This window comes from Bacillus sp. SN32 (assembly GCF_002837495.1).
GTDB classification, from domain to species: Bacteria; Bacillota; Bacilli; order Bacillales; family Bacillaceae; genus Bacillus; species Bacillus subtilis.
Genome location: NZ_PJCT01000002.1, coordinates 374612 through 401033 on the forward strand (window position 1 = coordinate 374612; position 26422 = coordinate 401033).

A 26422-nucleotide genomic window follows, 5' to 3' on the forward strand; every position below is an offset into this window, starting at 1 on the left:
CGTCAGCACAACTAATTATACGATAATTCCATTCAAATAACAACCCTCTATTTCGAGAGGCCGTTTTTTAAATAGACAAAGCATCTTAATTGGCAATCTGACATACGATGGTTTGAACCCCTGTATTTTTGGGGAAAATGGGAAAAAGAGACGACTTTGCATATCAGGCCAGCTTTTTGTTTGACCTTTATTGACCAAAAATGTATCATGTAACTACATACTTACCTAAAAGGTGAAGGAGGAGCATTATGAATTTAATACCTACAGTCATTGAACAAACGAACCGCGGGGAAAGAGCGTATGACATTTATTCTCGTCTATTAAAGGATCGTATCATCATGCTTGGATCTGCGATTGATGACAACGTTGCGAACTCCATCGTGTCACAGCTTTTATTCTTAGCAGCAGAAGACCCTGAAAAAGAAATTTCTCTTTACATCAACAGCCCGGGCGGCTCTATTACAGCCGGTATGGCGATCTATGATACCATGCAGTTTATTAAGCCGAAGGTATCTACAATTTGTATCGGTATGGCTGCGTCAATGGGCGCGTTCCTGCTTGCAGCCGGCGAAAAAGGCAAACGCTATGCGCTTCCAAACAGTGAAGTCATGATTCACCAGCCTCTTGGCGGTGCGCAAGGTCAGGCGACAGAAATTGAAATTGCCGCGAAACGCATTCTCTTGCTTCGCGACAAATTAAACAAAGTCCTTGCTGAACGTACTGGCCAGCCGCTTGAAGTGATCGAACGCGACACAGACCGTGATAACTTCAAGTCTGCTGAAGAAGCGCTTGAATACGGCCTGATTGACAAAATATTGACTCACACAGAAGACAAAAAATAATCAACACAACCTGCAAGAGCTGCGTCTCTTGCAGGTTTTTTCATTTCAAGGAATTGACTCCCTTAAACACTTTTTATTCTATACTGCTCCCATTCCTCATGTAACAGCTCAAGTGTCAAATCATTCGTCTGCCTCACAACTAGATCAGCACCAAGCATCGGCTGTCCTTGACCGACTCCAACCGCAAACATCCCGGCAGATTTGATTGCAGAAATACCTGCTTCTGCGTCTTCTATTGCCGCGCAATCAGCAGGGGAAACATCGAGCATCGCTGCAGCTGTTAAAAAGATGTCAGGATCAGGCTTCCCCTTCGCAAGAGTCGTCGGATCAACAATGGCATCAAAATCATCGATAATTGCCAAACGTCTTAAAATCTTAGGAGCATTGCGGCTTGAAGATGCTAACCCGATTTTTATATTTTCGTTTTTCAATTGACATAGGAGCCTGCCAATCCCCGGCAAAAGATCTTCCGGCGTCAATTTGCTGATCAGCGTTTGATAATCGTGATTTTTCCGATGCATAAGTTCTTGTTTCTCCGCATTTGTATACCTAGTTTCCGCACCGCCAGAGATCAAGATGCTTTCAAGTGACTCTTCTCTGCTGATTCCTTTTAGCCTTTCATTCATGTCTCTGTCAAAAGGGATATTGATTTGTTCTGCGATGTGCTTCCAAGCGAGAAAATGATATTCAGCCGTATCTGTTATCACTCCGTCTAAATCAAAAATGACCGCTTTCATATACTAATGCCCATCACAGCTTCATAAGGTTTGAGGCTAATACTCTTTAAGTCAGCCCGCTCCTGCGGATAGTTTGAAATCAGCACTTTCCAACGCTCATGAATCAGTTCTGGAGGCGCTTCGAACAGAGCCTTTTCTTCCGATAAATTCACAACGACAAGAAGCTTTTCCCCTTGATATTCTCGAAGGTAAGAAAAGACCTGCGGATCATTCTCCTGCAGCAGCTGATAATCGCCATATATCATAATCTTATATTGCTTTCGTAATTGAATGAGCTTCTGATAGTAAAAGAAAATCGAATCTTGATCTTCCAAGGACTCTTTCACATTGATAGCTTGATAGCGGGAATTTACCGGCATCCACGGGTCTCCGGCTGTGAATCCCGCATGTTTTCCGGCATCCCACTGCATCGGTGTTCTCGCATGATCCCTTCCTTTTATCATCACGGCTTTGACAAACTCTTTTTCTGACATCGTTTTGTTTTCGACGACTAGTTCACGATATGCATTCTTTATTTCAAGATCATCATACATCTCCAGCCACATATCGCTGTTGACCATGCCGATTTCTTCTCCCTGGTAAATAAACGGCGTTCCTTTCATGCCGTGCAGAACCGTTGCAAACGCCTTCGCACATTCCTTACGCAGCTTCCCATCATTGCCCCAGCGGGAAATAACCCTCGGCTGGTCATGGTTCTCAAAATACAGGGTATTCCAGCCGACATTCATTAACCCGGTCTGCCACCTTGTCATCGTCTTTTTTAAAGCAACCAAATCGAACGGCTTGATCTGCCATTTCCCATTTGGCGAGTTTTGTTCTGTATCAATATCCATATGTTCAAATGTAAAGATCATATTCAGCTCTTGCCTGCTTGCATCTGTGTACTTTTTCGCCTCTTCAATATCAGAGCCGTTTGCCTCTCCGACTGTCATGCAGTCGTAATGAGAAAGCACTTCCCTGTTCATCTCTTGAATAAACTCATGAAGACGGGGGCCGTTAGAGTGATAACGGCCGACAATATAGCTGCGGCTGTGATCCGTTTCGTAGTCCGGAAAATCGGTGTATTTAGAAATAGAGCCGATCACATCCATTCGCCAGCCGTCAACGCCTCTATCCATCCAGAATCTCATTACATCATAAACTTCCCGGCGAACGGCTTCGTTTTCCCAATTTAAATCAGGCTGTTTTTTTGAAAAGTAGTGCAAATAATACTGCCCTGTTCCTTCATCGTATGTCCACGCTGAGCCTGAAAAGATCGATCCCCAATTATTCGGCTCTGAGCCGTCCGGTTTAGGATCTTTCCAAAAATAATAATCCCGGTAAGGATTGTCCTTCGACTTGCGGCTTTCAGCAAACCAAGCATGCTCATCCGACGTGTGGTTCACGACCAAATCCATGACGATTTTCATTCCGCGTTTATGGACTTCATCAATCAGCTGAAACATATCTTCATTTGTCCCAAACTTTTCGTACATGTTTTTGTAATCGCTGATATCATATCCGTTGTCATCCTGCGGGGAATCAAATACCGGGGAGAGCCAGATGACATCCGCCCCGAGATTTTTGATGTAATCCAGCTTTTGAATCACACCTTGCAAATCCCCGAATCCATCTCCATTGGCATCATAAAAACTGCGCGGGTAAATTTGATAAACGACAGCTTCTTTCCACCATTCACTCATTAGGCGTTCTCCTTTCACATCGTCCCTGTAGGACAACTGGTTCCTCATAAACGTTCATGTGCAGCGGCTCGCCTTTTACAAGCTCAAAAATAACGCGCTTTTCGTCAACCGTCACATTGATTAATCGATTTCGATAATTGATGTTGAAAGAATATTCGTCCCATTCTTTCGGCAAAAACGGAGCAAATGACAGCGTCTCATTCGCGGTGCGCATGCCTGCAAAGCCATGAACGATTGCCAGCCAGCTCCCCGTCATTGAAGTAATATGCAAGCCTTCTTCCGTATCATGATTGTAATTATCAAGATCAAGCCTTGCTGTGCGCTTATATAATTCGAGCGCTTTCTTTTCCAGCTTGAGTTCGGCTGCGAGAATCGCATGGACAGAGGGCGATAGGCTTGATTCATGAACAGTCATCGGCTCATAAAATTCAAAATTTCGCCGTTTTTCTTCCATTGTAAAACGGTCATTAAAAAGATAAATGCCTTGGAGAACATCTGCCTGCTTAATAAAATTGGAGCGGAGAATCTTGTCCCATGACCAATTCTGATAAAGAGGCCGCTCCGCTGGATCTAATTCATCTACTGCTTGCAGATCTTTGTCCAAGAACGTGTCATGCTGAACGAAAATTTGCAGTTCTTCACTATACGGATAGTACATGTGCTGGATGATTTCTCTCCAGACTTTCAATTCTTCTTCCTGCACATCCAGAAGGCGGCGTTTCTCCGCTGAGATACTTTCGAGATTTTGTAGAGTATACTCCAACGTCCAAGCCGCAATGACATTCGTATACCAATTGTTGTTAACGTTGTTTTCGTATTCATTCGGCCCTGTGACGCCATGGATCATATACTTATTTTTTCGTTTCGAGAAGTGAACACGGTCGGCCCAAAATCTGCTGACTGCCACAAGAACATCTATCCCGTATTCTTCCATATAGTTACAGTCGCCTGTATAATTGATATAATTGTAGATCGCATAACAGATCGCGCCATTGCGGTGAATTTCTTCAAAGGTGATTTCCCATTCGTTGTGGCATTCATCACCGGTGAACGTCACCATCGGATAAAGTGCCCCCTTCATCCCCAATTTTGCAGCGTTTCGTTTGGCAGCCTCCAACTGATGAAAGCGATACAAAAGCAGGTTTTTCGTCACCTCCGGCTCGGCTGTCGCCAAATACATCGGAACGGCGTACGCCTCAGTATCCCAATATGCGGCACCTCCATATTTCTCGCCAGTAAATCCTTTCGGCCCGATATTCAAACGGGCATCGCCCCCGTAATATGTCGAGAATAACTGAAAGATATTGTAGCGGATTCCTTGTTGAAGCTCCTCATCTCCTTTAATCTCAATGTCCGCTTTTGCCCATCTTTCCTTCCATCGATCAGTGTGCCTCCGTTTTGCATCTTCATAGCCGTTCTCTACCACATCCGACAAAAGCTCCTTGGCTTTCGATAAAAGCTCTTCCTCCCGAAAATCACGGGAAGTCGTGACAATCACAAACTTTTTCAATGATGCTTTCGTTTGATAACTGTAGCGATTCTCGACATACATTTCATTCGTTTTAAAGCTTTCATTGACAAAACCCTCCGTCTCGTTTGCCATCGCGGCTAAAACCGTGAAGCGCGGTGTTCCAAATGGATTTTCGATCGTTTTTGCCGCTAAATGGCCGCTGTGAGAATCAGCACCTTTCGCTTCCTCCTGCCAAAACTGTTCTTGGTAGTTAGAATCTTCATTTGCCACATTTCCATCCAGGTAAGGAACAAGCGTAATGACAGCATCTCCCGTCAGGCACTCCGCTTCATAATGAATCGCACAAAGTTCTTTTACAGCAAGGCTAAGAAACCGCTCTGACCTGATTCTGACGGTTTTATCTTGAATGCGGACAACAGCTTTTCGCCGCAGAATCCCCTCTTTCATATTGAGTTCTACCTCAAATGATTCGATTGGATTTTGATGGAGATCTATTTTTTCACCGTCAACATATAGGCCTATGCCTATAAAGTTCATCGCATTGATCACTTTTCCGAAATATTCTGGATACCCGTTTTTCCACCAGCCTACTCGCGTTTTGTCGGGGAACCACACGCCTGCAATATATGTGCCTTGGTGACTGTCGCCTGAATAGCCTTCTTCAAAATTTCCTCTGACCCCCATATAGCCATTGGCAAGAGACGTCAGGCTTTCCAGCAGCCGTGTATGCTCCTTATTAAATGTATTTGTTTTGATTTTCCATTCATCAATCTCAAATAACCGCTGATTTATCATCATTTCCTCCCGAATGTAAGTTTCCATTATCACGGCGGGTTTTGGTCAAATATCTAAATGCAAAAGAAATCATCAAAGTAACGCCACACGAATGGATCATCAATACAGTAATCAAATCAAAATGAACCATGCCGATAGCAGCTGCCGCAAATGCCGGCAGTGCCGAGGCGCAAATCGCCGTAGATACTGCTTCCTTGAATGACGCAATAGAGATCATGTTTGATATTTTTGTGATCCAGAGGCCACCTGCAAGAACAAACGTTAACAAAAGCTGGATCATAAAGATTACCGCATATGCCAGCATCATGATCATCGGCTTATACTGTGCCAACCATAATGTATCGATCAAAACCTCTACATCATGGACGTTTGGTTTCTCGAGCTTAACGTCCATTTTCGCATAGCCAACAGAAAACCCCGTTTCGTTTTGATCGGTGATCACCAGTTGATCAGGTTGAAATATGATGGCGTTTTCAAATCCAGTTACTTTCAATCGCCCATTTTCACCGCTTGTCTCATATTCATGCTTCATATCAACTGCCATCACATTCTGCCCATCTTCAATCCTCTCAGAGCTCTTCCCGCCTGTTAGTTTTCCGTTCCTGATTTGAAAACCCTGTAATTGATCAGCAAATTGATCATTAACCCCTTGAATCGCTGACGGCATAAAAGATGCAACGCTGAAGCGATCCATTTTCACAAACGAAACCGCTAACGGCGCCATTAAGCAGGCCGTTAAAAACATAAAGAGAAAAGAGAGCTGCAGCCAGCTGAAGGTATTCCCATAGCTGCAAACACCTGATGGAGATGCAGCCGCTTTCAGGCAGCGGATGATAAAGCTTTTATTCTCCAGATTCTTCATTGAATTACCCCTTTGTTCCGCCGGCTGTCAAACCGGACACAAAGTTCTTTTGGAGAAAAAAGAATAGAACGCATATCGGCAGTGCGGCAAGGATGGCACCAGCCGCAAATAGAGCTACTTTTTGCTGCTGCGGATTAGAAATAAAGGATTGTAATCCTACAGCGATGGTCAGCCTTTCCGGTGAGCGAAGCAAAAACTTTGCCAGCAAATAATCACCAAACGGTGCCATAAATGCCCAAAGCGCTTGTACCGCGAGCATTGGCTTAACAAGCGGCAGAACAATTGAAGCGAAAATCCTCAGATGTCCCGCTCCGTCAATTCGCGCGGCTTCATCAATTTCTCTCGGCACAGTATCAAAATAACCTTTCATCAGCCACGTGTTCATCGGAATTCCGCCGCCGATATAGATCGCTGTTAAAAACCAGTATTGATCGAGTGCGCCTATCAGCATCGCCAAGACATAAAAAGCAGTCAGCGCCGCCATTGTCGGCACCATTTGAATGATTAAAAAGAATATCAGGCTCTTTTTTCTGCCTGCAAACCGATAGCGGCTGTACGAGTACCCGGCAAGTGTCACGATTGTAACCTGCAAAACCATGACCGATAGCGCGATGACAAGTGTATTGCTGTACCAATTGAGATAAAGCGTTTCGTCAAATAGCCGCTTAAAATGATCCAACGTCCAAGAACCCGAAAAATCGAGCTGAAAAGCCGCCGAATTTCCCACACGGAAGGCTGATGATGCCGTAATCAGCAACGGATATATAATGACAATACTTAAAAGCGTCAAAAATAAATACGTACAGATTTTATTAAGCATTCTGGCAGTGCTCGCGTTCACCTACATAACCTCCTCATTGCCAAAAGCATTCGATTTTTTGAAAGCAATCAGTGAAATCCCAATGACAATGAAAGAAATTAACAGTGTCACAGCCGCCGCAACGGAATATTGGGGTGATGTGCCTGTTGTCAGTTTATAAATCCACGAAATTAAGATATCGGTCGATCCGGCCCCGGCTCCCGCACTGCCTGGCCCTCCCTCATTAAATAAATAGATGATCGAGAAATTATTGAAATTAAACGTATACTGAGTAATCATCACGGGTGCTGTGGCAAATAAAATCATCGGGAATGTAATATGCCGAAAACGCTGAATAAAAGTGGCCCCGTCAATCTTTGCCGCTTCATACAATTCACCTGGAATCGCCTGAAGCACTCCCGTTACCATGACATAAATATATGGAAAGCCGAGCCACGTCTGAATCATAATGAGGGCTGTCTTTGTCCAGAAAGGATCAGTCTTCCACGCGATCGCAGGCAGCTCAACAAACGGCAGGTGATTGAATAGTGGAATCACCTGTGCATTCACCGCTCCTATGCTGTCGTTAAACATGTTGGAAAAACTCATGATTGTAATAAACGCCGGAACAGCCCATGGAAATAAGAAAATCATTCGAAATATCCGCTTGCCTTTTATAAAATCCTGATTGACGAAAAGTGCCGTCACAATACCTAAAATGATTTGCAGCGTTGTTGCACAGATTGTCCAGATAACCGTCCAGCCCAGTACATTCACAAATGTTTCACGATAGGAGCCAAGGAAAAAAATATTTAAGAAATTTTTAAACCCGACCCAGTCAATCAGACGATTAGGCGGAATATGATAAAAATCATAGTTTGTTAATGCAACAAACAGAGTCACCAAAACCGGAAAAATAATCACAAACACCATCATGATATATGCCGGAAGTGTAAATAGATATGGAAACCCTTTATCGCCCGCATGACAGATCATATCCTTGGCTGTTGTATTGACTTCCAAACCCGCCGCTTTCATAGCGGCGGTCTTACGCGAATCATGGATATTAAAGATATAGAACATGAGGAAAATCACCGTCACGATCAATTGCAGCGTGCCTTCAATCAGCATAAACAGCGAGTGGTCTTCACCGGGAACACTTCCCAATGTCATCAATCCGGTTAGCGCCTGTATACCGAAAACGCATAATTCAAAAGCAAACAAGCCTGTGATGGCAAGAAATAAGAGCCCCTTTGACAATTGCTGATTCGCAATCTGCCCAAGTCCTGGAATGATCGATAAAAGCCCTGCCTTTCGTTTTTGCTTTGCAAGTGTGTGATGTTTATTCATTTTTTTCCGCCCTCTATTCTTCCGGACGCTATCCCGCCGTTTTATTTCACATACTTTTCTTTAATGTTTTCCTTTATGACATTTACAGCATCATTCGCTGATGTTTGTGTCGATTTTTTTCCTGAAGCTGCATCAAAAATTAAACTTTCCGCTCCTGTCCATACTTCAGCCATTTCCGGAATATTTGGAGTCGGCGTCGCTGTTTCATATTGTTTAATCACAGCCGACGTCAGCTCATTCTTTTGCTCATCGGCTTTCTTCCTGGCGGCTGTGTTGGCCGGAACTTCGTTTGTATCCTGATAAAAAGCGTAAGCATTGGCATCATTTGCAGCATACTCAAGCCATTTTTCAGCCAGCTCGGGCTCTTTTGTATATTTTGAAGCTACCCAGCCCTTCCCGCCCGCAAAAGGGGCATATTCTTCTCCATTGGGCAATGTCGGAATGGGAGCCGCTCCGTAGTTCAATTTAGCCTCTTTATAATTGGCAGCTGACCAAGGACCGCCAATGATCGCAGCCGCTTTGCCTTCTAAAAACATCTGCTGAATAAAGTCGTCTGCGCTTGAATTGTCTTGCATTCCTTTCGGCCAATATGTTTCAAACCATTTCTCCGCATATTTCACCGCTTCTACAGCTCCTTTATTGTTCAGGCCGATGTCCCCGGAATCTGTGCCGTTTTTTCCAAACACATATCCGCCGTATCCAGCCAATAAGCCGTACGACATATAAAAGTCAGTCCATTTTGCTAAAAATCCGGTTGATTTTCCTTTTTCCGAAGCAAACGCGAATCGAGGATCTTCCGTTAACTTTTCAAGGTCTTTAAATGTTTTTGGCGCTGTTTTTAAAAGATCTTTGTTGTAATACAAAATAAGTGTCTCAATGACTAGCGGCATTCCGTACACTTTGCCGTCAACTGTCACCTGCTGCATTTCTTTATCACCAAAGCTTTTTGTATGAGATGGCTTAATGTCAAGCAAATGTCCTTGCTGTCCCAAACCGCCGATCCGGTCATATGCAGCAAGCATAACATCAGGCGCATTACCCGCCGGGCCATCAAGAGGAAGCGCTTCTAACTGTTCGAACATTTGCTTTTCAACAATTTTTACTGTGACATCATTCTCTTTTTCGAACTTTGCTTTAATGCTTTCAATGTATTCTTTATACGTTTCTTCGACAGACACAGTCAGCACCTTTTTGCCATCAGCGCTTGCTGGATTTTTTGAACTTGAGCAGGCGGCAAGGCCGATTGCCAGAAATGATGCCGCCAATATGGCGAACCCCTTTTTAAAAAGAACCATCTCTTTTCCCCCTTCTATTTACGAAACTATAACAATTGTATTGTCCTATAGAAAGCGGTTACAACAACTTTCGATTTGTTACCGATAACAGAATTTTATACTGGGGCAGCAGCACTCAAAATCAAAAATTCTCCCGGCTGAACGGCAATGACATCGTGATGCTGAAGCGGCTGCTCTGTCCATGCATCACAGATCCTCTTATTCCTTTCAATATTCAAATCCAGTAAACTGACATGTTGAACCGCATTCCCTTGATTAAAGAAATAAATCAGTATTTTTTCATCAAGAGTCCGTGAAAAGCTGATAAAATCGTTTTGGTCATCCAGCAGATTCCACTCAAGATGTCCTTCTGTCAATAAAGTGTTTTCCTGCTTGCGTAAAGCAATTAACCGTTTCATAAATTGCAGCATGTCTTGGTTTTGCTTCTCTTTTTCCCAAACCATACATTTCCGGCATAATGGATCATTTTCGCCGTCCAGCCCGATTTCCGTTCCGTAATAAATGCAGGGAGAACCTGCTTGAGCAAACATAAAGGCCAGCAATGCGCGTGCTTTCTTCTCATCATTGCGGCATCTGGTCAAAAGGCGCTTTGTATCATGGCTATCCAGTAAATTAAACATCACCTCATTGGCTTGCTTCATCCCATTCATCAAATGCGCATTGACAAGGTAGGCCATACGTGAGGCTCGGATCGTCCGGTCAGCAAAATATTCAATCATAGGCTCTGTAAAAGGGTAATTCATCGCCGCATGAAATTCATCCCCTCTAAGCCAGGGTTCGGCAGAATGCCAGATCTCACCTAAAATATAAACGTCAGGCTTTTCAGTAGATACAGCCTGCCTAAATGTCTTCCAAAAAACGTGATCCACTTCATTTGCGACATCCAAACGCCAGCCGTCAATGTCAAATTCGCGAATCCAGTACAAAGCAATATCAAGCAAATATTTCTGCACCTCAGGATTAGCCGTGTTTAGCTTCGGCATATCAGCTGTAAAAGCAAACCTGTCATAATTGTCGTCTGTGACGGGAAAAGAGTGAATATGGAACCAGTCCTTATAGCGGGATCGAGCTCCGTTTTTGACGACATCCTGCCATTGCGGAGACGCGCTTCCTATATGGTTAAAAACCGCATCTAGCATAATTCTCATCCCCCGCTGATGAAGCTGGCTGACCAATGTACGAAAAATCTCTGGATCCCCGAAATGCTGATCAATAGAAAAGTAATCCAGCGTGTCGTATTTATGATTAGAAGGCGCGGAAAAGATCGGCGTCAGATAAATGCCGTTCACCCCTAAATCCTCTAAATAATCAAGCTTGTCAACAATTCCTTGTAAATCCCCTCCAAAAAAATCATTGACGTCCGGGTCCTTGCTCCCCCACGGCAATGCATTCTTCGGTGACAAGTCTTCTCTTCCATTTGCAAAACGCTCCGGAAAAATTTGATACCAAACCGTTGACTTGACCCATTCAGGCGCTTGAAATGTATCAGCCTCGTGAACAAACGGAAATTTAAAGTAATAATGAATCGTTTCCAGTGTTTTTTCGTTATAAGGGCATACACCCGAACTTCCGAAAAAGATGTCTTCATGATCGTCTGTTACAACAAACGCATATTGTAAACGCCTAAATGGCGGCACCACTTCAGCAAACCAATAGTCATGCATTTCTGTAGCAGCAATTTTCCTCATCGGCTGCTCGTTTGCCGACCACTTGCCGTCGTTGTACTCATAGGGATCACCCCAAATGAATCGAATGTGATCTACATCACCTTTTTTCGTCCGAATCTTGATATGCACAGTCCGCCCATCATAAGAATAAGCATCGGTGCTGAATGGCTGGTGGTGAATCGCTGCATATTCCATCATGTTTCCCCCTTTGATTTCCGTTTTATTGAAGCCGGCTCATAGTTTGAAAGTATCATGATGAAATTGTGGGAACAATCCTTTTCACCCTGTTACCGATAACAGGATAAGGCGCTTACAGCGTTGATTCTCGTACAATTAACTCTGGTTCAAAAAATAGACTTCCTTGTGCAGCGCCGTCTTCATTCATTTTTTTCAGCAACATTTTCGCACAGGCTTCCCCCATTTCAACAACAGGCTGTCTGACCGTAGTCAAGCGCGGCGAGGAGATGCGATCAAGAAACACACCGTCATTCCCGGTAACCGCAACGTCTTCTGGAATTCGCTTTCCAAGGGATTGCGCCGCACGAATGACGCCGAGCGCGATTCGATCAGATGCGCAGACAAATGCGGCCTGATTGTCCATGGATTTCAGCAGTTCTCTTGCAAGGCATTCACTTTTCTTAGAACTGTTGTCGATCCGAAACATATTCGATTTTTTAAAGCTTTTATTCATCGCCCGTATATACCCCTGTTCTCTTGCACGTTCGAAAGGCTCATCTAAATCAATGCCAAAAAAGACAACTTCCCGCTCCCCCAGCCCCATAACATGGCGGGTTGCCATAAAAGTGCCTTTCTCGTTATTCACATCGATAAAGTCATAGCCCATTTCATTTTGCCCAAATACGACGAGCGGCTTCTCAAAAGCTTTTATTACACCTTCAAAATCGTTCTTTCTCAAGCCGGTGGCAATAATGCCGTCACATTGGCCAATATTAAGAGAATTTCTTGTCACAAGCTGGAGAGCATAGTGATTGCGATCCAGCTCCCTGCTGATTCCTGTCAGCAGGTTCATGTAATATGGTTCTGTCGTATCCATTTCCTCAAGTATCAATAGTTTCACAACCTGTGTTCTGTTTTGCACGAGCGCTCTCGCCGCATAATTAGGGATGTAATTCAGCTCTTTCATCGCAGAATGAACAAGCTTTTTCAATTCATCCGTCACCGTCTCAGGGTGATTGATCACTCGTGATACCGTCATTTTCGAAACATTTGCTTTTTTCGCCACATCTGACAATGTTGCCATTTTCATCCCCTCCTTATCTGTGCTTATTATCCAAACTAGTGATAAAGTCCTCTATTACTGCTAAATATACGATGCAGGCAAAAGAGAAATAAAAAAGAGATTTCCTTAAGGAAACCTCACTTTGTTAAAAACACTCGATTTTTCATGAATTCATACGCTAGGTTGCTGACTCATTCTCTCCACTTCCATGAGAAAGTCTCTTTTTTAAATTTCTGTCCACTTTTTTTCTAAAATCGGATAAGAATAATTTTGCATTTGCTCAATTAACTCATCCGGCCGTGACGAGCTGTGAATCAGTTTTAGGTGCGATTCGTTAGAAAACCCTTCTTGAATGCTGTATTTCACCATTTTCATCATTGGCTCAAAATACCCGTTTACATTATACAGTCCGATTGGCTTTTGGTGGATGCCGATCTGTGCCCAGCACAGCACTTCAAATAATTCTTCATATGTACCGAAGCCGCCCGGCATTGAGATAAAGCCGTCCGCCAGCTCGCTCATTTTAGCCTTTCGTTCATGCATCCCGTTTACTTCAATCAGCTCAGTCAGGTTTTGATGGACAACCTCCCCGCTGAACAAACCGCTCGGCATGACCCCGATTGCAGTTCCGCCGTTTTCCATAATCGCGTCAGCAATCGTGCCCATCAAGCCGACGCGGGAGCCTCCATAGACAAGGCCGATTCCCTGCTCAGCCATGTACGTGCCAAGCTCTGCCGCTTTTCTTTTATACGCTTCATTTCCCCCAGGGTTTGATCCCGCAAATACACAAATGGTTTTCATCTTGTCATCTCCGCATCTATATATCGTGTTAAACATTCAAAAACACACTATATATTGTCCCATCTTCATGTGATAATATCAATATGAAATACATAAAGAATGCAGGAGTGATGAGGTTGCAGCTGGCTGATGCAGAAAAATGGATGAAAGAGTTTTACGAAAAAAGAGGCTGGACAGAATACGGACCTTTTATTCGCGTCGGCTTTTTAATGGAGGAAGCCGGAGAATTGGCCCGGGCTGTCAGGGCGTATGAAATCGGCAGAGACCGGCCGGATGAGAAAGAATCGTCACGCGCTGAGCAAAAACAAGAATTGATTGAAGAAATGGGAGATGTCATCGGAAATATCGCCATTCTTGCTGATATGTATGGTGTCTCTTTAGAAGACGTCATGAAGGCCCACCAAGAAAAACTGACAAAACGATTTGAGCATGCATAAAAAAGCGGCCGCGATGGCCGCTTTTTTTAACCTGTGATTTCATCATGGTGATCAAAGAAATGCTGCTTTCCTATTTTGTGAAAAAGGCCTGTTTTATGCAGCAGCTCCTTCGGCTGCGATTGCAATCCTACAATCATCAGCTTTCCATTGTGGCGTTTAATTCGATTCATAATGTTCCCAAGCACCGCTTCAGCTGACGTATCCATATAGTGCACCTTATTCATGAGCAGAATGAGGGTTTTCGGTTTTTTCTGTACATGCTCCAGCAATGACGATTCAAGGGAATCAATTGATCCGAAAAACAGCGGCCCTTCTATGGCATACATGCTGACAGATGGATCTTCTCTCTTCGCCAGAACAGGATGCGATTCCTGATTGTGGATGCGGGTCGCTTCGCTCATTCTTCTGATAAAGAACACAAATGCAAGCAGCAATCCGGTTGCCACACCGATGATTAAGTCAAAAAGAACCGTAAGGGCGAAGGTCGCCGCCAAAATAAAGGAATCAGCATTTTTCAGTCTCAGCATGTTTGCGACTTCCTTGCGCTCACTCATATTCCATGCGACCACCATGAGAATCGGTGCCATACTGGCAAGCGGCACATGGGACGCATAAGGCGCAAATACAAGCAGGACAAGGAGAACGACTACGCCGTGAACGACGCCGGAAACAGGGGAAACCGCTCCGTTTTTTATATTGGTCGCCGTTCTCGCAATCGCTCCTGTAGCCGGGATTCCGCCAAACAGGGGCGCTGCCATATTCGCAATCCCCTGGCCGACAAGCTCCTTGTTGCTGTCATGCTTTGAGCCCTTCATGTTATCAGCGACCATTGCGGACAAAATCGACTCAAGTCCTCCAAGAAGCGCGATGACAAGCGCAGCCGGAAACAGCATGACCATTTTATCCAAAGTAAGCTCAGGAAACTGAAATTCAGGCAAATGGCGGGGGATTTCTCCATAAGTTGACCCAATCGTTGCCATGCGGTCAGGGAAAAAGACAACCGCGACCACTGTGGAAATAAGAAGCGCCAACAAAGCGCCCGGCACTTTAGGCATCACCTTGGCGGATACAAGCAAAATGACGAGCCCGATCACAGCTGTCAAAATGGCATACACGTTAAAGGTGCCGAGCTGCTGTACAATTTCAAACATGTTGTGATGAAAGTTCTCATGTTTTTCAACATTTCTCAATCCGAGAAAATTAGCGATTTGTTCCGTAAAGATCAGCACGGCAATTCCGGCTGTAAAACCGACGATAACGGGTTTGGGCACGAATTTCATTATTTTTCCGAGCTTAAACAGCCCAAACAGTACCAGCATCACTCCTGCCATAAACCCCGCAATCAGCAGATTTTCCAAGCCGTACTGCATGACAATGCCGAATAAAATCGGGACAAAGGCGCCCGTCGGACCGCCAATCTGATATTTTGATCCTCCAAACAAAGAAATACAAATCCCTGCTATAACAACAGTGTATAGCCCATATTCAGGCTCGACTCCCGAGGCAATGGCAAACGCCATTCCTAAAGGAATTGCCACGACACCTACTACGATACCTGCAATCAAGTCTTTCTGAAATTTCTGCAAATTGTATCCCTTGAATCTCCCTGAGAATCGCATATTTTGTTATAACCTCCCTTATGAGTGATTGTTTATAAGCTCAGTTTCATAACCGTTAATGACCACATCAAGTTTTCCTGTTTCAGGATGAATGACAAGTCCGTGAACCGGCACTTTTTTCGGAAGCAGCGGATGATTCTTAATCATGTTCACACTGTGGGAAACGCTTTCTTCCACGCTGTGAAAACCGGTCAGCCACGTTTTCAAATCGAGTCCGGCGCTCGTCAGCAAATTCAGGCAGCTATCCTCCACCCCGCGTTCCTTTGCTTTCTCAAGAATCGAGGACGCATTCAGCCCAGACATTCCGCATTCATGATGGCCGACAATGCATACCTCTTCAGCCTGCAATTCATAAATCGCGACCAGTATGCTTCGCATCACGCTTCCAAATGGGTGAGAAACGATGGCTCCCGCGTTTTTTACAATTTTAGCATCACCGTTTTTAAGCCCCATTGCTTGCGGAAGAAGTTCTGTAAGCCTTGTATCCATACAGGTGACAATGACGAGCTTTTTCGAAGGAAACTTTGTCGTTTTGTACGGTTCATACTTCTTCTCACTGACAAACCGCTGATTGTGTTCCAAAATTGATGTTAAAGAAACCATTTGATTCATCTCCCATCCATATGATTTTGCAAGCCTTCTTACCCAGCTTACAGTAAGGAATTATAGCATAGGAATAAGCCAAGAAAAGGTTTTCAAAAAAAGACACTATAATTGGACTGTAGAATCAAAACATAAACATTTATATCTTTCAAAGATAATAAAATTTATATTTAATGCATCCTATAATCCGGCTGCAGTTCGCATATCGATGATTTGTCTGACAAAAAATATGGGTGAATTCTGATAATTAAAAAACTTTTTTAAGCAGATTTAGCTGTTCGATCTTCATTTTAAGTTCAAAAGAACCAGAAATTAAAAAAACGCAGCTATATTTTTAACATCTATTTATTTCCGATATAATGAATTAGACAACAGCCATAAAGGGGGAGCCTTGTTGAAACCATTTGTATTTATCACAAAACCGATTCCTGAAGAGATTGAAGCATTCATCGGTGAACATTGCCGTTATGAAGTATGGCAGGAGGATACGCTTCCGAGTGACGTGCTATTTGAAAAATTAAAAGAAGCGGAGGGGCTTTTAACATCAGGGACGTCCGGACCGTCAATCAATCGTGAGTTGCTGGAACACGCGCCTAAGCTCAAAGTGGTCAGCAACCAATCAGTAGGCTACGATAACTTCGATATAGAAGCAATGAAAGAAAGAGGAGTCGTCGGGACTCATACACCTTATACACTGGATGACACAGTTGCAGATCTGGCTTTTTCACTGATTCTGTCTTCCGCCAGACGTGTTGCCGAACTGGACCGTTTTGTCAGAGCAGGAAAATGGGGAACCGTGGAAGAGGAAGCGCTTTTCGGAATTGATGTTCATCATCAAACGTTAGGCATTATCGGCATGGGCAGAATTGGAGAACAAGCAGCGAGACGCGCCAAATTTGGTTTTGATATGGAAGTGCTTTATCATAACCGACATCGCAAACAAGAAACAGAAGACAGCATCGGCGTTAAGTATGCAGAGCTTGATACATTGCTGGAGCAATCTGATTTTATTCTTCTCATTACGCCGCTGACTGATGAAACCTATCACATGATAGGAGAACGCGAATTTAAGTTGATGAAGGATTCAGCAATTTTCGTCAATATTTCCCGGGGAAAGACAGTTGATGAAAAAGCACTGATTCGCGCTCTTCAGGAAGGCTGGATCAGGGGAGCCGGCTTAGATGTATACGAAAAAGAGCCTGTCACCCAAGATAATCCGCTCCTGCAGCTGGATAATGTCACGCTGCTTCCTCATATCGGTTCAGCAACAGCTAAAGTGCGCTTCAACATGTGCAAACAGGCCGCCGAAAATATGATCGCAGCCATTCAAGGACAAACACCGAAAAATCTCACAAGAGAATTTCAATAAATCAAAAATCCGGTCTGATAACAGACCGGATTTCATATTACATACGCTGAAGAACAGCACGCTTATAAATATGACGGGTGACGATATAATAAAGAGCCTGGAATACAAAATAAATGAAGATGACAATTACGGCCTCAAGAAATAAATTGGAATTCAGCATATTACTTAACGCTGCATACGCAAAGCCCGCGTGAATCGTACCTGCGATAAATGGGATGAAGAATAAAAATCCTATTTGTTTTCCAAGGATCGAGTGAATCTCTTTGTCCGTAACCCCTATCCTCTTTAACGCTAACACCTGCACTCTCGTATCTTCTATTTCCGTAAACATCCGCAAATACAGCATGCTTCCTTGCACGATAAAAAACAGCACGCTGACAAACAGACCAATAAACAGCATTAATGCAACTCCCTGCTTCACAATTTGATAACTGGGAGCACGTGTTTGAAAATCAGATGTATGTTCTTTCGGCACCATGTTTTCAAGCTTTTCAGAGACATCCACCGTCTCCTGCCAATGCTCAAGCTCATAACCTACCATTCTCATCTGTTCCTTCAGCGGCACATCCTGTGACAGACTGTCAAAGCTCTTTTCGCTGACAACCAATAAACGGCTGACTCCATCGACAGACATCAATATCCCTTTGTTTTGCTGCTTTTTCATGACGTAGGAAAGGGTTTTTCCTGACTTCATATGAAATGCTGCTGTTTCCCCTTCTCCAAATGTGTCTTTCACCATCATTTGAAAAGAAACATTAATAAATGCTTCATTTTCTTGTAAATGAATAACTGGGAACCCTTTTTCCTTTGCGACTTGATTATAGACTTTTTCTGAAATCAGCAAAGCTTCCGCTTCCATCTTCTTATTTCCATACGGCAAGTCTGACTGAAAAGTGACAGGAATCCCTGTGGCATCCACCTTATACTTGATAACAGCATGAGCTTTTTTCAATGTATTCTCAGCTGTCTCAGGCTTCATGACCTGAAAGCGGGAAGCATCCTTTTCCACCCAGGAAACAGACTGAGGAATGCTTTGCTCCTCCTGCCTTTGTAAATCGGAATAAAACATATAGATGACACCTGTAGCTGTTAATATGACCGCTGTAATGACAGAGGTTAAAAACAGCATGCGTGCATGATCCTTCAGCCTGAATATCATGTTGGAACGCACAATGATATTCGTGCCTTTGTAGAAGCTGTGTTTCTTCCGGTAAAGCATGCGGAAAAACGCCACACTGCTTTGGGTAAAAAAGAAATACGTGCCAATTAACACTAAAATCAAAATTGGAAAAACCCGAAACATCATGTCAATTGCATTGGCTGTTGCAGATAGATAATAACCGCTGCCAAGACATAGCAAAGACAATACAGTGAGCCATTTCGAATAAACCGGCAAACTTTTCGGCTTTTTGGCCGATTTAATCAGTTCAATGATTTCCAGCTTCCGAATCCGTCCCAGTGATAAAATGAGCAGCGTCTGAAACAGGATGAGAAAGCCGGCAATTGTCATCACAAACGCTTTCGGCACAATGGCAAACGAAATCGGCACCTTCACGCTGAGCATCCATGTCATGATCATAAAAAACAGTTTTGAAAATAACAGGCCTGCTCCAATGCCGGCCGCAATCGCCGCAAGAGAAATAAGTGACTGCTCATAATAAATCATCTTGCGAAGCTGCTGCTTTGATGTGCCAAACAGTGTCAGCAGCCCAAACTCTTTCTTTCTTGCCTGCAAAAACGCTGAATTGGAATATGTAATGAAAAATATACAAAACACAATGATGACGACAAGAGCTGCGCTCAAGCATGTTTTGACAAGGCTTCCGCCATATATATTGTCTTCATTGACATCAGGATGAAAAATAAATGATGTGAAGACAAAAAACACCGAAACGGCAAACACACAGCTTAAAAAGTAGGCCACATACCGTTGCAGATTCCCAAGAATGTTTTTACGGGCGATAGTTCTCAAATTCATGAAAATCGCCTCCCAACACACTCAAGGTATCCAATATACTTTGATAAAACACCTGCCTGTTTGTTCCTCTGTGAATCTCTGAAAAGAAACGTCCGTCTTTAATAAAAACAATTCGTTTACAGAAACTTGCTGCTGTGGCATCATGCGTAACCAACAGAATCGTCGCTTCCTTTTCCTCATTCAGCTGAGCCAGTGTGTTCATCACTTGCTTTGCCGATTTTGAGTCGAGGTTTCCTGTCGGTTCATCAGCAAGAATGAGCGCCGGATTGTGAATAATCGCTCTGGCACAGGCTGCCCGCTGCTGCTGTCCGCCCGACACCTCATATGTGCGATGATCGAGAATGTGCTTGATTTGCAGCGTATCCGCCAGTTCATCCAATCGGGCTTCCATTTCTCTCAGCTTTACCTTATCCAATGCGAGCGGCAAGAGAATATTTTCACGAATCGTCAGCGTATCAAGCAGATTAAAATCCTGAAAGACGAAGCCGAGTTCTCTTCTGCGAAACAAAGCCAGCTCTTGGTCCTTTAACGTTTTCGGCTGAATGCCGTTGATCATCATCTCGCCCTGGGTCGGCTTATCAATGGTAGCCAGCAAATTCAAAAGCGTGGTTTTTCCGCTTCCCGACGGCCCCATAATCCCGACAAATTCCCCTTTTGACACACTGAGATCAAAGGCGCTGAGCGCTTGGTATGATATTGTTCCTTTATTTGAATAGTACGTTTTCGATAGGTTCGTTGTTTGCAACACGTTCATGTTCTGCTCCTCCTTTTTCTTTATTATAAAAAGGAAGTCAGCATCCTCCCATCGAACTTTCTTGCAATTCCGCTCCCCAATCTTACAATGCTGTCACATTCACGAGGGTGTCACTTGAAAACACGATGGTTATCACAGTGCCAGCCCCTTCTTTTGATTCCGCATACAGCTTATGGCCGAGACGGCTGCACACCTGTTTTGCTAAATAAAGGCCCATTCCAGTTGCCTCTTTCATGGTTCGTCCGTTTTCTCCGGTAAAAAACGCGTCAAAAATCCGCGGCAGATCCTGCGGCGGTATGCCGATTCCTTCGTCGGCAAGCGACAAGCGCGTCTCATGTCCCTGTGTTTCAATCCGGATTGTAATAGGGTCTCCCACACCTTGCTTTGAATATTTTAAGGCGTTGAAAAGGATTTGCTCAACAACAAAGGAAAGCCACTTTTGATCACTGGAAATCTGAACGGCATTTGGTGGCACATGTAATGTTGGAAAAAGGCGCCGTTTAATAAACTGACGTTTTTCCTGATTGATCAGTGAACGAACCATTTCTGCCAAATCAAAGGTTTGCGGCTTTACATCAAATGCAAATTCCTCCAGCCGAGCCGTTTGCAGCATCATATCAAGACCGTGGCGAAATCTCTCATTCTCATCCTCCAGCTCCTCTAAGAACGTCGGAAAAGAGGATGAGGTTCCGTTTTTTCCTTCCTGAATCATTAAGGATATGACGGATACCGGTGTTTTCATATGGTGGACCCATTGGTTGGTGAAGGTGTAATGCTGTTTTTGCTGATTGATATATTGTGAGAGCCTGCTTTCGTATTGCTGCCCGAGTGCGTTGATCATTTTCGTCCAAAGCGCTTGCTCTCCTGTTCTTGGCTTTCTGGCTTTCAAAGATTGTCCGATGTCATTCGAAGAAGAGGCTTGTTCTGCAAGCTTTTTAACATATGTGAGAAAGGAAAATTGCCGAACATAATCAGCAGCAAAACCTGCGGCTAAAAGAGTACCGGGCAAAATCCATATGTACATCATATTTTCTTTGGAAGGTTCTGCGCCGCTCTCTACAATGCTTAAATACGCAATCAGCATGGCGGACCCTATCCCTAATAATGAAAATAGAATAATGGCTAAGCGGTCGATGAGATAAGTCTTTAACACTCCGCTTCATCCTTCCGATTGACTTGAAATTGATAGCCTTGTCCTCTGATTGTGGAAATGCAATCTTTCAGTCCTGCATTCTCCAGTTTTCTCCGCAGCCGGTTGACATTGACCGTTAACGTATTGTCATCGACAAAATCAACGTCATCCCATAACGCCTCCAATAGTTCATCACGAGAGACAATTTTTTTATGCTCCCTCACAAAAATCGAGAGAAGCTGGAATTCTTTTTGGGAAAACAAAATCCGGACGCTGTTCCACTCCGCTTCATTTTGATCAGGATAAATCGTTAGCCCGCCAAGCTCCACTATTCTTGATTCCTGCGGCAAAGAGGGCGAGTATTCACCATATGTGCGGCGCAGGACGCTTTTGATTTTGGCCATCACTACCTCTAGATGGAACGGCTTTGTGATATAATCATCGCCGCCATTTTCAATCGCCATTACCTGATTCAGCTCATCGGTCCGTGCCGATATAAAGATAATCGGCGCATTGGAAATGGTACGGATTTGCCTGCACCAATAAAACCCGTCAAAAAAAGGCAGGTTGATATCAAGCAGCACAAGATCAGGCTTCATTTCTGCAAATTCCAATTTTATATCATTCAGCTGTTCAGCAATTTTCACTTCATATCCGTATTTTTGAAGATGACCGCCCAGCAAAGAAGCAATCCGCTCATCATCTTCCACAAGCAAAATCCGATACACGTTAATCCCCCTTATATGTACATCACGATGATTTTTCTAGAAGATTCCAAAATTATTATAGCATGTGCGAAATAGTAAATCGGTCTTTTTCTTTTCGTTGTGATAGAATAATAAAGGTAAAATTTTCATAATAGGCAGGTGTCGTGATGAAGAAAATCATGCTGTTTCTGGCAATGACGTCAATTCTTTCAGCATGTCAGCCCAACTATACCGGGAAATACATAGAAATTGGGGATACACTAACTGACTATACCAAAGAGTGCTTTAAAGAGAATGAAATTCCTTATAAATACGAAAAGGGAAAACTGTATATCCCAGAAGACGCATTTGATACAGCAATCTACACTTGTTCATAAGAAAAAGCTTGCAGATAACCTGCAAGCTTTTCACGTTACAAAAAATGAGTATTTAATTTCTCTTCAAATCCTGAAGGGCCGATGTCGCTTTTTTGAATGTTACCGCCGTTTTCATAAATCGTAAAATGGCGCTCTGACATGACCATCCTTCCGCTCGGCGTCAGCTTTGAGGCAAGCAGGGACTTGTTAAAAGGAGATTTTTCATGAGAGTGAATGATGTCCTTCATGTTATCTAAATCACCGAGATCACTCTCTTCAAGAGTAAAGGCGTACCCAATTTGCCAGCCTTCTCCTTTGTCCATCAGCAGAACATGGCTGCCCTTTTCTGTCTCTTCTCTCTTGATTCGGAATGCCCCGACTGGTGACTGTACCGTTTCTCCGGAAAGCGGTATCGGCTGGAGCGCCAGGTTGATGCCGAAGCCGATATCAACGAGGTAATCGCCGTTTTCCGCAGACAGCCATACAGCAGCATGCGTCCCTTCTAGTGCCCATCCCTCTTGATCGCCTGCATAAACCGTTCCTCGAATGAGCTTCACACGAAACCCAGCCTCACGCAAGACAAAATAAAGAAAACCATTTAAATCGTAGCATAGGCCGCCGTGCTGATCTTTGAGCAGACGTCGCCATAGCTCTTCTTTTGTGATCTTATAATTCTCTTTTGCAAGTACGGCACGGTTTTCGAATGGAAAACGGTATGCCATTGCTTTGAGAAAAAGGGGAAGATCGCCAAAGCTGACATGGTCTTTCTCCCAGCCGATTTTCTGAAAGCAGTCTTTTAGAAAGTCACTCATTTTTATCACCTAAACTTCTTCTTGAACGTAAGCAGCCAGCTTCTCCAGGGCCTCTTGTTCATCTTCTCCCTGGGCAATCAAGGTAACCTCAGTGCCTGTGCTTACCGCAAGGCTCATCAGCCCCATGATGCTTTTGGCGTTTACTTTTTTCCCATCCTTCTCAAGAAACACATCTGACGTAAACCGGTTTGCTTCTTGTACAAACAAAGCAGCAGGACGTGCTTGCAGTCCTGTCTTTAATCGAACTTCCACTTTCTGTTGAACCATAAGATCTCCCCTTTTCTTTACGGTTATTTTAAAGTGACGGTTTGCCCTGTCCGCAGCTGTTCTGCGATTTCGTCAAGTTTTCTCAGCCTGTGATTGATCCCTGATTTGCTGATTTTCCCGCTTGCTACCATTTCCCCCAGCTCTTTCAGCGTCACTTCCTGATAATCAATCCGAAGCTGCGCAATTTCCCGAAGTTTTTCAGGCAGCGCCTCCAGGCCGATTCTTTCATCGATGTATTTAATATTTTCCACCTGTCTCAGCGATGCGCCGATCGTTTTGTTTAAGTTGGCTGTTTCACAATTGACAAGGCGGTTGACCGAATTTCTCATGTCCCGAACGATTCTGACATCCTCAAATCGCAGAAGCGAATTGTGAGCGCCGATTACGTTCAGAAACTCTGTAATCTTTTCAGCCTCTTTTAAATAGGTAATGTAGCCTTTTTTCCGTTCAAGCGTTTTGCTGTTTAACTGAAACTCATTTAACAGGTCACATAATGAATCGTTATGCTCCTTATAAAGAGAGAAGATTTCTAAATGATACGAGGAGGTTTCCGGGTTATTGACCGAACCTCCTGCCAAAAATGCTCCTCTCATATAAGAACGCTTGCAGCACCTCTTTTTAACCAGCTCTTTCGAAATACTTCGTTCAAACACAAAGTTCTCCCCGAGTATTTTTAAATCCTCTAAGATCGTTTTTGCATTTTCTGAAAAACGCACAATATAGACGTTATTCTTTTTCAGCCGCATTTTCTTTCTGACCAGCAGCTCGACCGACACATCATATTGTTTTTTCAGCAATGTATAGATGCGGCGGGCAATCGCCGCGTTTTCGGTTTGAACATCGAGTACGAGATGGCGGTTTGTAAATGATAAAGCTCCATTCATCCGAATGAGTGCAGACAGCTCGGCATTAATGCAGCAGTCCTTCACTTCCAGATTCGTTAATTCTTTTTTTGTTTCTGATGCAAATGACATATAGCCACCTCATTTCAAGGCTTCATTCTTTCAGTAAATCAACAAGAAGAGAGGCCACTTTATGTGTATCGTGACGTATTACGTCATTTTTATACGTTACAATTTGATCTCTGATGACTTCAAGCCCCATCGCTTTCAGTTCTTCGATATCAAAATCAACAGGACGCGCCGATTCCATTTCGTACTTACGCTTTATTTCGTCGGGAATGTCTTCACTGTTTACTAATATCGTATCAATAAAACCGCAGCCCATATGCTGATTGAGCGCTTTCACATGATCAGCAGCGGTGTAATGGAGCGTTTCGCCGGGCTGAGTCATCACGTTGCAAATGTATACTTTTTTCGCCGGCGCCTTTATCACTTCTTCCCCGATTTTTGGGACGAGCAAATTGGGAAGAATGCTTGTATAGAGGCTTCCCGGGCCGATAATAATCAAATCCGCTTCCCTGATCACGTCTATTGTTTCCGGCAGCGGATCAATCTGTTCAGGCGTGAGAAAAACACGCTTAATACGCTGTCCGTATTCCGGGATCGTTGACTCGCCTGAGACCACGCGGCCGTCTTCCATCTCAGCATGCAAAACAACACTGGCATTGGCAGCCGGCAAAACCTTTCCTCTTACATTCAGCACCTTGCTCATTTCTGTGACAGCGTGAAAAAAATCACCGGTTATATTTGTCATCGCTGCCAAAATCAAATTCCCGAGAGAATGGCCTGTTAAGTCATTCCCTTTATTGAAGCGGTGCTGAAAAAGATCTTCAACAAGCGGCTCCACATCGGATAAAGCGGCAAGCACATTTCTGATGTCTCCGGGAGGCGGAATTTTCAGTTCATTCCGCAGACGGCCAGAGCTTCCCCCATCATCGGCAACTGTTACAATGGCCGTGATGTCAACAGGTTTATGCTTTAAGCCCCTAAGCAATACAGAAAGACCTGTACCGCCGCCAAAGATTGCGATTTTCGGCTTTTGTCCCATCTTATTTCCGGCTTCTCTTTTCAATGTCCCGGTGAGTAACATGAGTATAGTAATCCTTTTTGAAATAATCAGCTAAATTCTCGGCTAATGTCACAGAGCGGTGCTGGCCCCCTGTGCAGCCGATCGCAATGACAACCTGGCTTTTTCCTTCTCTTTTGTAAGATGGAAGCATAAAGCTCAGCAGATCAATTAATTTCTCATTGAACTTTTGTGTTTCATTCCACTTCATGACGTAAGAGGAAACCTCTTTATCCTTGCCAGTCAGCGGCCGCATGCTTTCGATATAGTACGGATTCGGCAAAAATCTGACATCAAAGACGAGATCTGCATCAATTGGAATACCGTATTTAAAACCAAATGACATGACATTCACGGTAAATGTCTCTCCTTGGTTTGTCGCAAAGTGCTTCACGATTTTTTCACGCAAATCACGCGGCTTCATGTCAGACGTATCGTAAATGATTTGAGAGCGGCCTTTTAATTCCTCAAGCAGCTCTCGTTCCAGCGCGATGCCTTCAAGCGGCAGGCCAGTCGCTGCCAAAGGATGCGAGCGTCTCGTTTCTTTATATCTTGTGACGAGAATGGAATCCTTCGCGTCCAGGAATAAAATTCGCGGTGTGATCCACGGATTTTCGGCCATTTCATCCAGCGCTTCAATCAGCCGGTCAAAAAATTCGCGGCCGCGCAAATCCATCACGAGCGCAACTTTGCTCATTTTCGAATTTGATTCCTTCATCAGCTCTAAAAACTTCGGAAGCAATGAAGGCGGAAGATTATCGACGCAGAAATAGCCGAGATCTTCAAAGCTTTGGATCGCGACAGTTTTCCCCGCTCCCGACATTCCGGTTATAATGACAAGCTGAATATCATGTGATTCACTAACACTCATCTTTCTCC

Annotated in this window: 25 protein-coding genes; 4 read left to right on the forward strand and 21 right to left on the reverse strand. The window is 43.9% G+C overall.

Going from position 1 to position 26422, the window contains the following annotated elements; translation table 11 throughout:
• Positions 1 to 248: 248 nt before the first annotated feature.
• Positions 249 to 842, forward strand: a complete 594-nt coding sequence (clpP, locus tag CW370_RS10320) for an ATP-dependent Clp endopeptidase proteolytic subunit ClpP (RefSeq protein WP_003228214.1) — start codon at positions 249 to 251, stop codon at positions 840 to 842.
• Positions 843 to 904: 62 nt separating this feature from the next.
• Here clpP and pgmB read toward each other — a convergent pair whose 3' ends face one another.
• The 10 genes from pgmB to CW370_RS10370 form a co-directional block, all read right to left on the reverse strand.
• Positions 905 to 1579 carry a beta-phosphoglucomutase gene (gene pgmB / locus CW370_RS10325; protein WP_024573363.1) on the reverse strand — a complete coding sequence of 225 codons (675 nt, stop codon included), beginning with the start codon at positions 1577 to 1579 and terminating at the stop codon, positions 905 to 907.
• Positions 1576 to 3261, reverse strand: coding sequence for an oligo-1,6-glucosidase (malL, locus tag CW370_RS10330; protein ID WP_101169624.1), 1686 nt, complete (start codon positions 3259 to 3261; stop codon positions 1576 to 1578). The genes pgmB and malL overlap by 4 nt, the downstream gene beginning before the upstream one ends.
• Positions 3254 to 5527, reverse strand: coding sequence for a maltose phosphorylase (gene mdxK / locus CW370_RS10335; protein WP_024572150.1), 2274 nt, complete (start codon positions 5525 to 5527; stop codon positions 3254 to 3256). Before mdxK ends, malL begins: the two co-directional genes overlap by 8 nt.
• Positions 5505 to 6389 carry a DUF1189 domain-containing protein gene (locus CW370_RS10340; protein WP_024572151.1) on the reverse strand — a complete coding sequence of 295 codons (885 nt, stop codon included), beginning with the start codon at positions 6387 to 6389 and terminating at the stop codon, positions 5505 to 5507. The genes mdxK and CW370_RS10340 overlap by 23 nt, the downstream gene beginning before the upstream one ends.
• A 4-nt stretch (positions 6390 to 6393) precedes the next feature.
• Positions 6394 to 7230, reverse strand: coding sequence for a maltodextrin ABC transporter permease MdxG (mdxG, locus tag CW370_RS10345; protein WP_015251161.1), 837 nt, complete (start codon positions 7228 to 7230; stop codon positions 6394 to 6396).
• Positions 7231 to 8538: a maltodextrin ABC transporter permease MdxF gene (gene mdxF, locus CW370_RS10350; protein ID WP_014478063.1), complete on the reverse strand. Its 1308-nt coding sequence runs from the start codon at positions 8536 to 8538 to the stop codon at positions 7231 to 7233.
• A 41-nt stretch (positions 8539 to 8579) separates the two neighbouring features.
• Positions 8580 to 9833 (reverse strand): maltodextrin ABC transporter substrate-binding protein MdxE, encoded by a 1254-nt coding sequence (mdxE, locus tag CW370_RS10355; protein WP_024572152.1) that lies wholly within the window; start codon positions 9831 to 9833, stop codon positions 8580 to 8582.
• 95 nt (positions 9834 to 9928) lie between these two features.
• Positions 9929 to 11698: a maltogenic alpha-amylase gene (gene mdxD / locus CW370_RS10360; RefSeq protein ID WP_101169625.1), complete on the reverse strand. Its 1770-nt coding sequence runs from the start codon at positions 11696 to 11698 to the stop codon at positions 9929 to 9931.
• 112 nt (positions 11699 to 11810) lie between these two features.
• Positions 11811 to 12761 carry a substrate-binding domain-containing protein gene (locus CW370_RS10365; protein WP_003242739.1) on the reverse strand — a complete coding sequence of 317 codons (951 nt, stop codon included), beginning with the start codon at positions 12759 to 12761 and terminating at the stop codon, positions 11811 to 11813.
• A 204-nt stretch (positions 12762 to 12965) separates the two neighbouring features.
• Positions 12966 to 13541: a TIGR00730 family Rossman fold protein gene (locus CW370_RS10370; RefSeq protein WP_014665480.1), complete on the reverse strand. Its 576-nt coding sequence runs from the start codon at positions 13539 to 13541 to the stop codon at positions 12966 to 12968.
• A gap of 116 nt (positions 13542 to 13657) precedes the next feature.
• On the opposite strand from CW370_RS10370, the gene CW370_RS10375 reads away from it, so the two are divergent.
• Positions 13658 to 13978, forward strand: coding sequence for a MazG nucleotide pyrophosphohydrolase domain-containing protein (locus tag CW370_RS10375; RefSeq protein ID WP_003242570.1), 321 nt, complete (start codon positions 13658 to 13660; stop codon positions 13976 to 13978).
• A gap of 26 nt (positions 13979 to 14004) precedes the next feature.
• On the opposite strand, the gene CW370_RS10380 is transcribed toward CW370_RS10375, so the two are convergent.
• Positions 14005 to 15597 (reverse strand): SulP family inorganic anion transporter, encoded by a 1593-nt coding sequence (locus tag CW370_RS10380; RefSeq protein ID WP_017695267.1) that lies wholly within the window; start codon positions 15595 to 15597, stop codon positions 14005 to 14007.
• Between the two features lie 18 nt (positions 15598 to 15615).
• Positions 15616 to 16209 (reverse strand): beta-class carbonic anhydrase, encoded by a 594-nt coding sequence (locus CW370_RS10385; RefSeq protein WP_010886620.1) that lies wholly within the window; start codon positions 16207 to 16209, stop codon positions 15616 to 15618.
• 382 nt (positions 16210 to 16591) lie between these two features.
• Here CW370_RS10385 and CW370_RS10395 point away from each other — a divergent pair, with 382 nt between their 5' ends.
• Positions 16592 to 17569, forward strand: a complete 978-nt coding sequence (locus tag CW370_RS10395; protein ID WP_072557265.1) for a 2-hydroxyacid dehydrogenase — start codon at positions 16592 to 16594, stop codon at positions 17567 to 17569.
• Between the two features lie 37 nt (positions 17570 to 17606).
• Here the strand turns inward: CW370_RS10395 and psdB are convergent, their stop codons facing one another.
• The 4 genes from psdB to psdR all read right to left on the reverse strand — a co-directional run bounded on the left by psdB (position 17607) and on the right by psdR (position 22161).
• Positions 17607 to 19547, reverse strand: coding sequence for a lantibiotic ABC transporter permease PsdB (psdB, locus tag CW370_RS10400; RefSeq protein ID WP_024571588.1), 1941 nt, complete (start codon positions 19545 to 19547; stop codon positions 17607 to 17609).
• Positions 19522 to 20301 carry a lantibiotic ABC transporter ATP-binding protein PsdA gene (gene psdA / locus CW370_RS10405; protein ID WP_003228167.1) on the reverse strand — a complete coding sequence of 260 codons (780 nt, stop codon included), beginning with the start codon at positions 20299 to 20301 and terminating at the stop codon, positions 19522 to 19524. Before psdA ends, psdB begins: the two co-directional genes overlap by 26 nt.
• A gap of 82 nt (positions 20302 to 20383) precedes the next feature.
• Positions 20384 to 21454 (reverse strand): two-component sensor histidine kinase PsdS, encoded by a 1071-nt coding sequence (gene psdS / locus CW370_RS10410; RefSeq protein ID WP_024571589.1) that lies wholly within the window; start codon positions 21452 to 21454, stop codon positions 20384 to 20386.
• Positions 21448 to 22161, reverse strand: a complete 714-nt coding sequence (gene psdR / locus CW370_RS10415) for a two-component system response regulator PsdR (RefSeq protein ID WP_003228163.1) — start codon at positions 22159 to 22161, stop codon at positions 21448 to 21450. Before psdR ends, psdS begins: the two co-directional genes overlap by 7 nt.
• Positions 22162 to 22307: 146 nt before the next feature.
• Here psdR and CW370_RS10420 point away from each other — a divergent pair, with 146 nt between their 5' ends.
• Positions 22308 to 22517 carry a lipoprotein gene (locus CW370_RS10420; protein WP_003243327.1) on the forward strand — a complete coding sequence of 70 codons (210 nt, stop codon included), beginning with the start codon at positions 22308 to 22310 and terminating at the stop codon, positions 22515 to 22517.
• Positions 22518 to 22552: 35 nt separating this feature from the next.
• Here the strand turns inward: CW370_RS10420 and CW370_RS10425 are convergent, their stop codons facing one another.
• From CW370_RS10425 to rapZ, 5 genes are read right to left on the reverse strand one after another with little or no spacing between them, the layout of a single operon-like run.
• Positions 22553 to 23317, reverse strand: a complete 765-nt coding sequence (locus CW370_RS10425) for an arylamine N-acetyltransferase family protein (protein WP_101169626.1) — start codon at positions 23315 to 23317, stop codon at positions 22553 to 22555.
• Entirely contained in the window at positions 23318 to 23575 is a 258-nt protein-coding gene (locus CW370_RS10430; RefSeq protein ID WP_003219835.1) for an HPr family phosphocarrier protein, read from the reverse strand. It lies immediately after the preceding gene.
• A 23-nt stretch (positions 23576 to 23598) separates the two neighbouring features.
• A complete protein-coding gene (gene whiA / locus CW370_RS10435; protein WP_003228147.1) occupies positions 23599 to 24549 on the reverse strand; it encodes a DNA-binding protein WhiA in 951 nt (316 codons plus the stop codon).
• Between the two features lie 22 nt (positions 24550 to 24571).
• Entirely contained in the window at positions 24572 to 25525 is a 954-nt protein-coding gene (mgfK, locus tag CW370_RS10440) for a gluconeogenesis morphogenetic factor (RefSeq protein WP_003244450.1), read from the reverse strand.
• Between the two features lies 1 nt (position 25526).
• Positions 25527 to 26414: an RNase adapter RapZ gene (rapZ, locus tag CW370_RS10445; RefSeq protein WP_003243903.1), complete on the reverse strand. Its 888-nt coding sequence runs from the start codon at positions 26412 to 26414 to the stop codon at positions 25527 to 25529.
• Positions 26415 to 26422 lie beyond the last annotated feature (8 nt).

What these genes read in the sequence shown, in the direction of transcription:
- clpP (WP_003228214.1), top strand. Translation starts at nt 249, where the DNA reads ATGAATTTAATACCTACAGTCATTGAACAAACGAACCGCGGGGAAAGA.
- pgmB (WP_024573363.1), bottom strand. Translation starts at nt 1,579, where the DNA reads ATGAAAGCGGTCATTTTTGATTTAGACGGAGTGATAACAGATACGGCT.
- malL (WP_101169624.1), bottom strand. Translation starts at nt 3,261, where the DNA reads ATGAGTGAATGGTGGAAAGAAGCTGTCGTTTATCAAATTTACCCGCGC.
- mdxK (WP_024572150.1), bottom strand. Translation starts at nt 5,527, where the DNA reads ATGATAAATCAGCGGTTATTTGAGATTGATGAATGGAAAATCAAAACA.
- CW370_RS10340 (WP_024572151.1), bottom strand. Translation starts at nt 6,389, where the DNA reads ATGAAGAATCTGGAGAATAAAAGCTTTATCATCCGCTGCCTGAAAGCG.
- mdxF (WP_014478063.1), bottom strand. Translation starts at nt 8,538, where the DNA reads ATGAATAAACATCACACACTTGCAAAGCAAAAACGAAAGGCAGGGCTT.
- mdxE (WP_024572152.1), bottom strand. Translation starts at nt 9,833, where the DNA reads ATGGTTCTTTTTAAAAAGGGGTTCGCCATATTGGCGGCATCATTTCTG.
- mdxD (WP_101169625.1), bottom strand. Translation starts at nt 11,698, where the DNA reads ATGATGGAATATGCAGCGATTCACCACCAGCCATTCAGCACCGATGCT.
- CW370_RS10365 (WP_003242739.1), bottom strand. Translation starts at nt 12,761, where the DNA reads ATGGCAACATTGTCAGATGTGGCGAAAAAAGCAAATGTTTCGAAAATG.
- CW370_RS10370 (WP_014665480.1), bottom strand. Translation starts at nt 13,541, where the DNA reads ATGAAAACCATTTGTGTATTTGCGGGATCAAACCCTGGGGGAAATGAA.
- CW370_RS10380 (WP_017695267.1), bottom strand. Translation starts at nt 15,597, where the DNA reads ATGCGATTCTCAGGGAGATTCAAGGGATACAATTTGCAGAAATTTCAG.
- CW370_RS10385 (WP_010886620.1), bottom strand. Translation starts at nt 16,209, where the DNA reads ATGAATCAAATGGTTTCTTTAACATCAATTTTGGAACACAATCAGCGG.
- psdB (WP_024571588.1), bottom strand. Translation starts at nt 19,547, where the DNA reads ATGAATTTGAGAACTATCGCCCGTAAAAACATTCTTGGGAATCTGCAA.
- psdA (WP_003228167.1), bottom strand. Translation starts at nt 20,301, where the DNA reads ATGAACGTGTTGCAAACAACGAACCTATCGAAAACGTACTATTCAAAT.
- CW370_RS10420 (WP_003243327.1), top strand. Translation starts at nt 22,308, where the DNA reads ATGAAGAAAATCATGCTGTTTCTGGCAATGACGTCAATTCTTTCAGCA.
- CW370_RS10430 (WP_003219835.1), bottom strand. Translation starts at nt 23,575, where the DNA reads ATGGTTCAACAGAAAGTGGAAGTTCGATTAAAGACAGGACTGCAAGCA.
- whiA (WP_003228147.1), bottom strand. Translation starts at nt 24,549, where the DNA reads ATGTCATTTGCATCAGAAACAAAAAAAGAATTAACGAATCTGGAAGTG.
- mgfK (WP_003244450.1), bottom strand. Translation starts at nt 25,525, where the DNA reads ATGGGACAAAAGCCGAAAATCGCAATCTTTGGCGGCGGTACAGGTCTT.
- rapZ (WP_003243903.1), bottom strand. Translation starts at nt 26,414, where the DNA reads ATGAGTGTTAGTGAATCACATGATATTCAGCTTGTCATTATAACCGGA.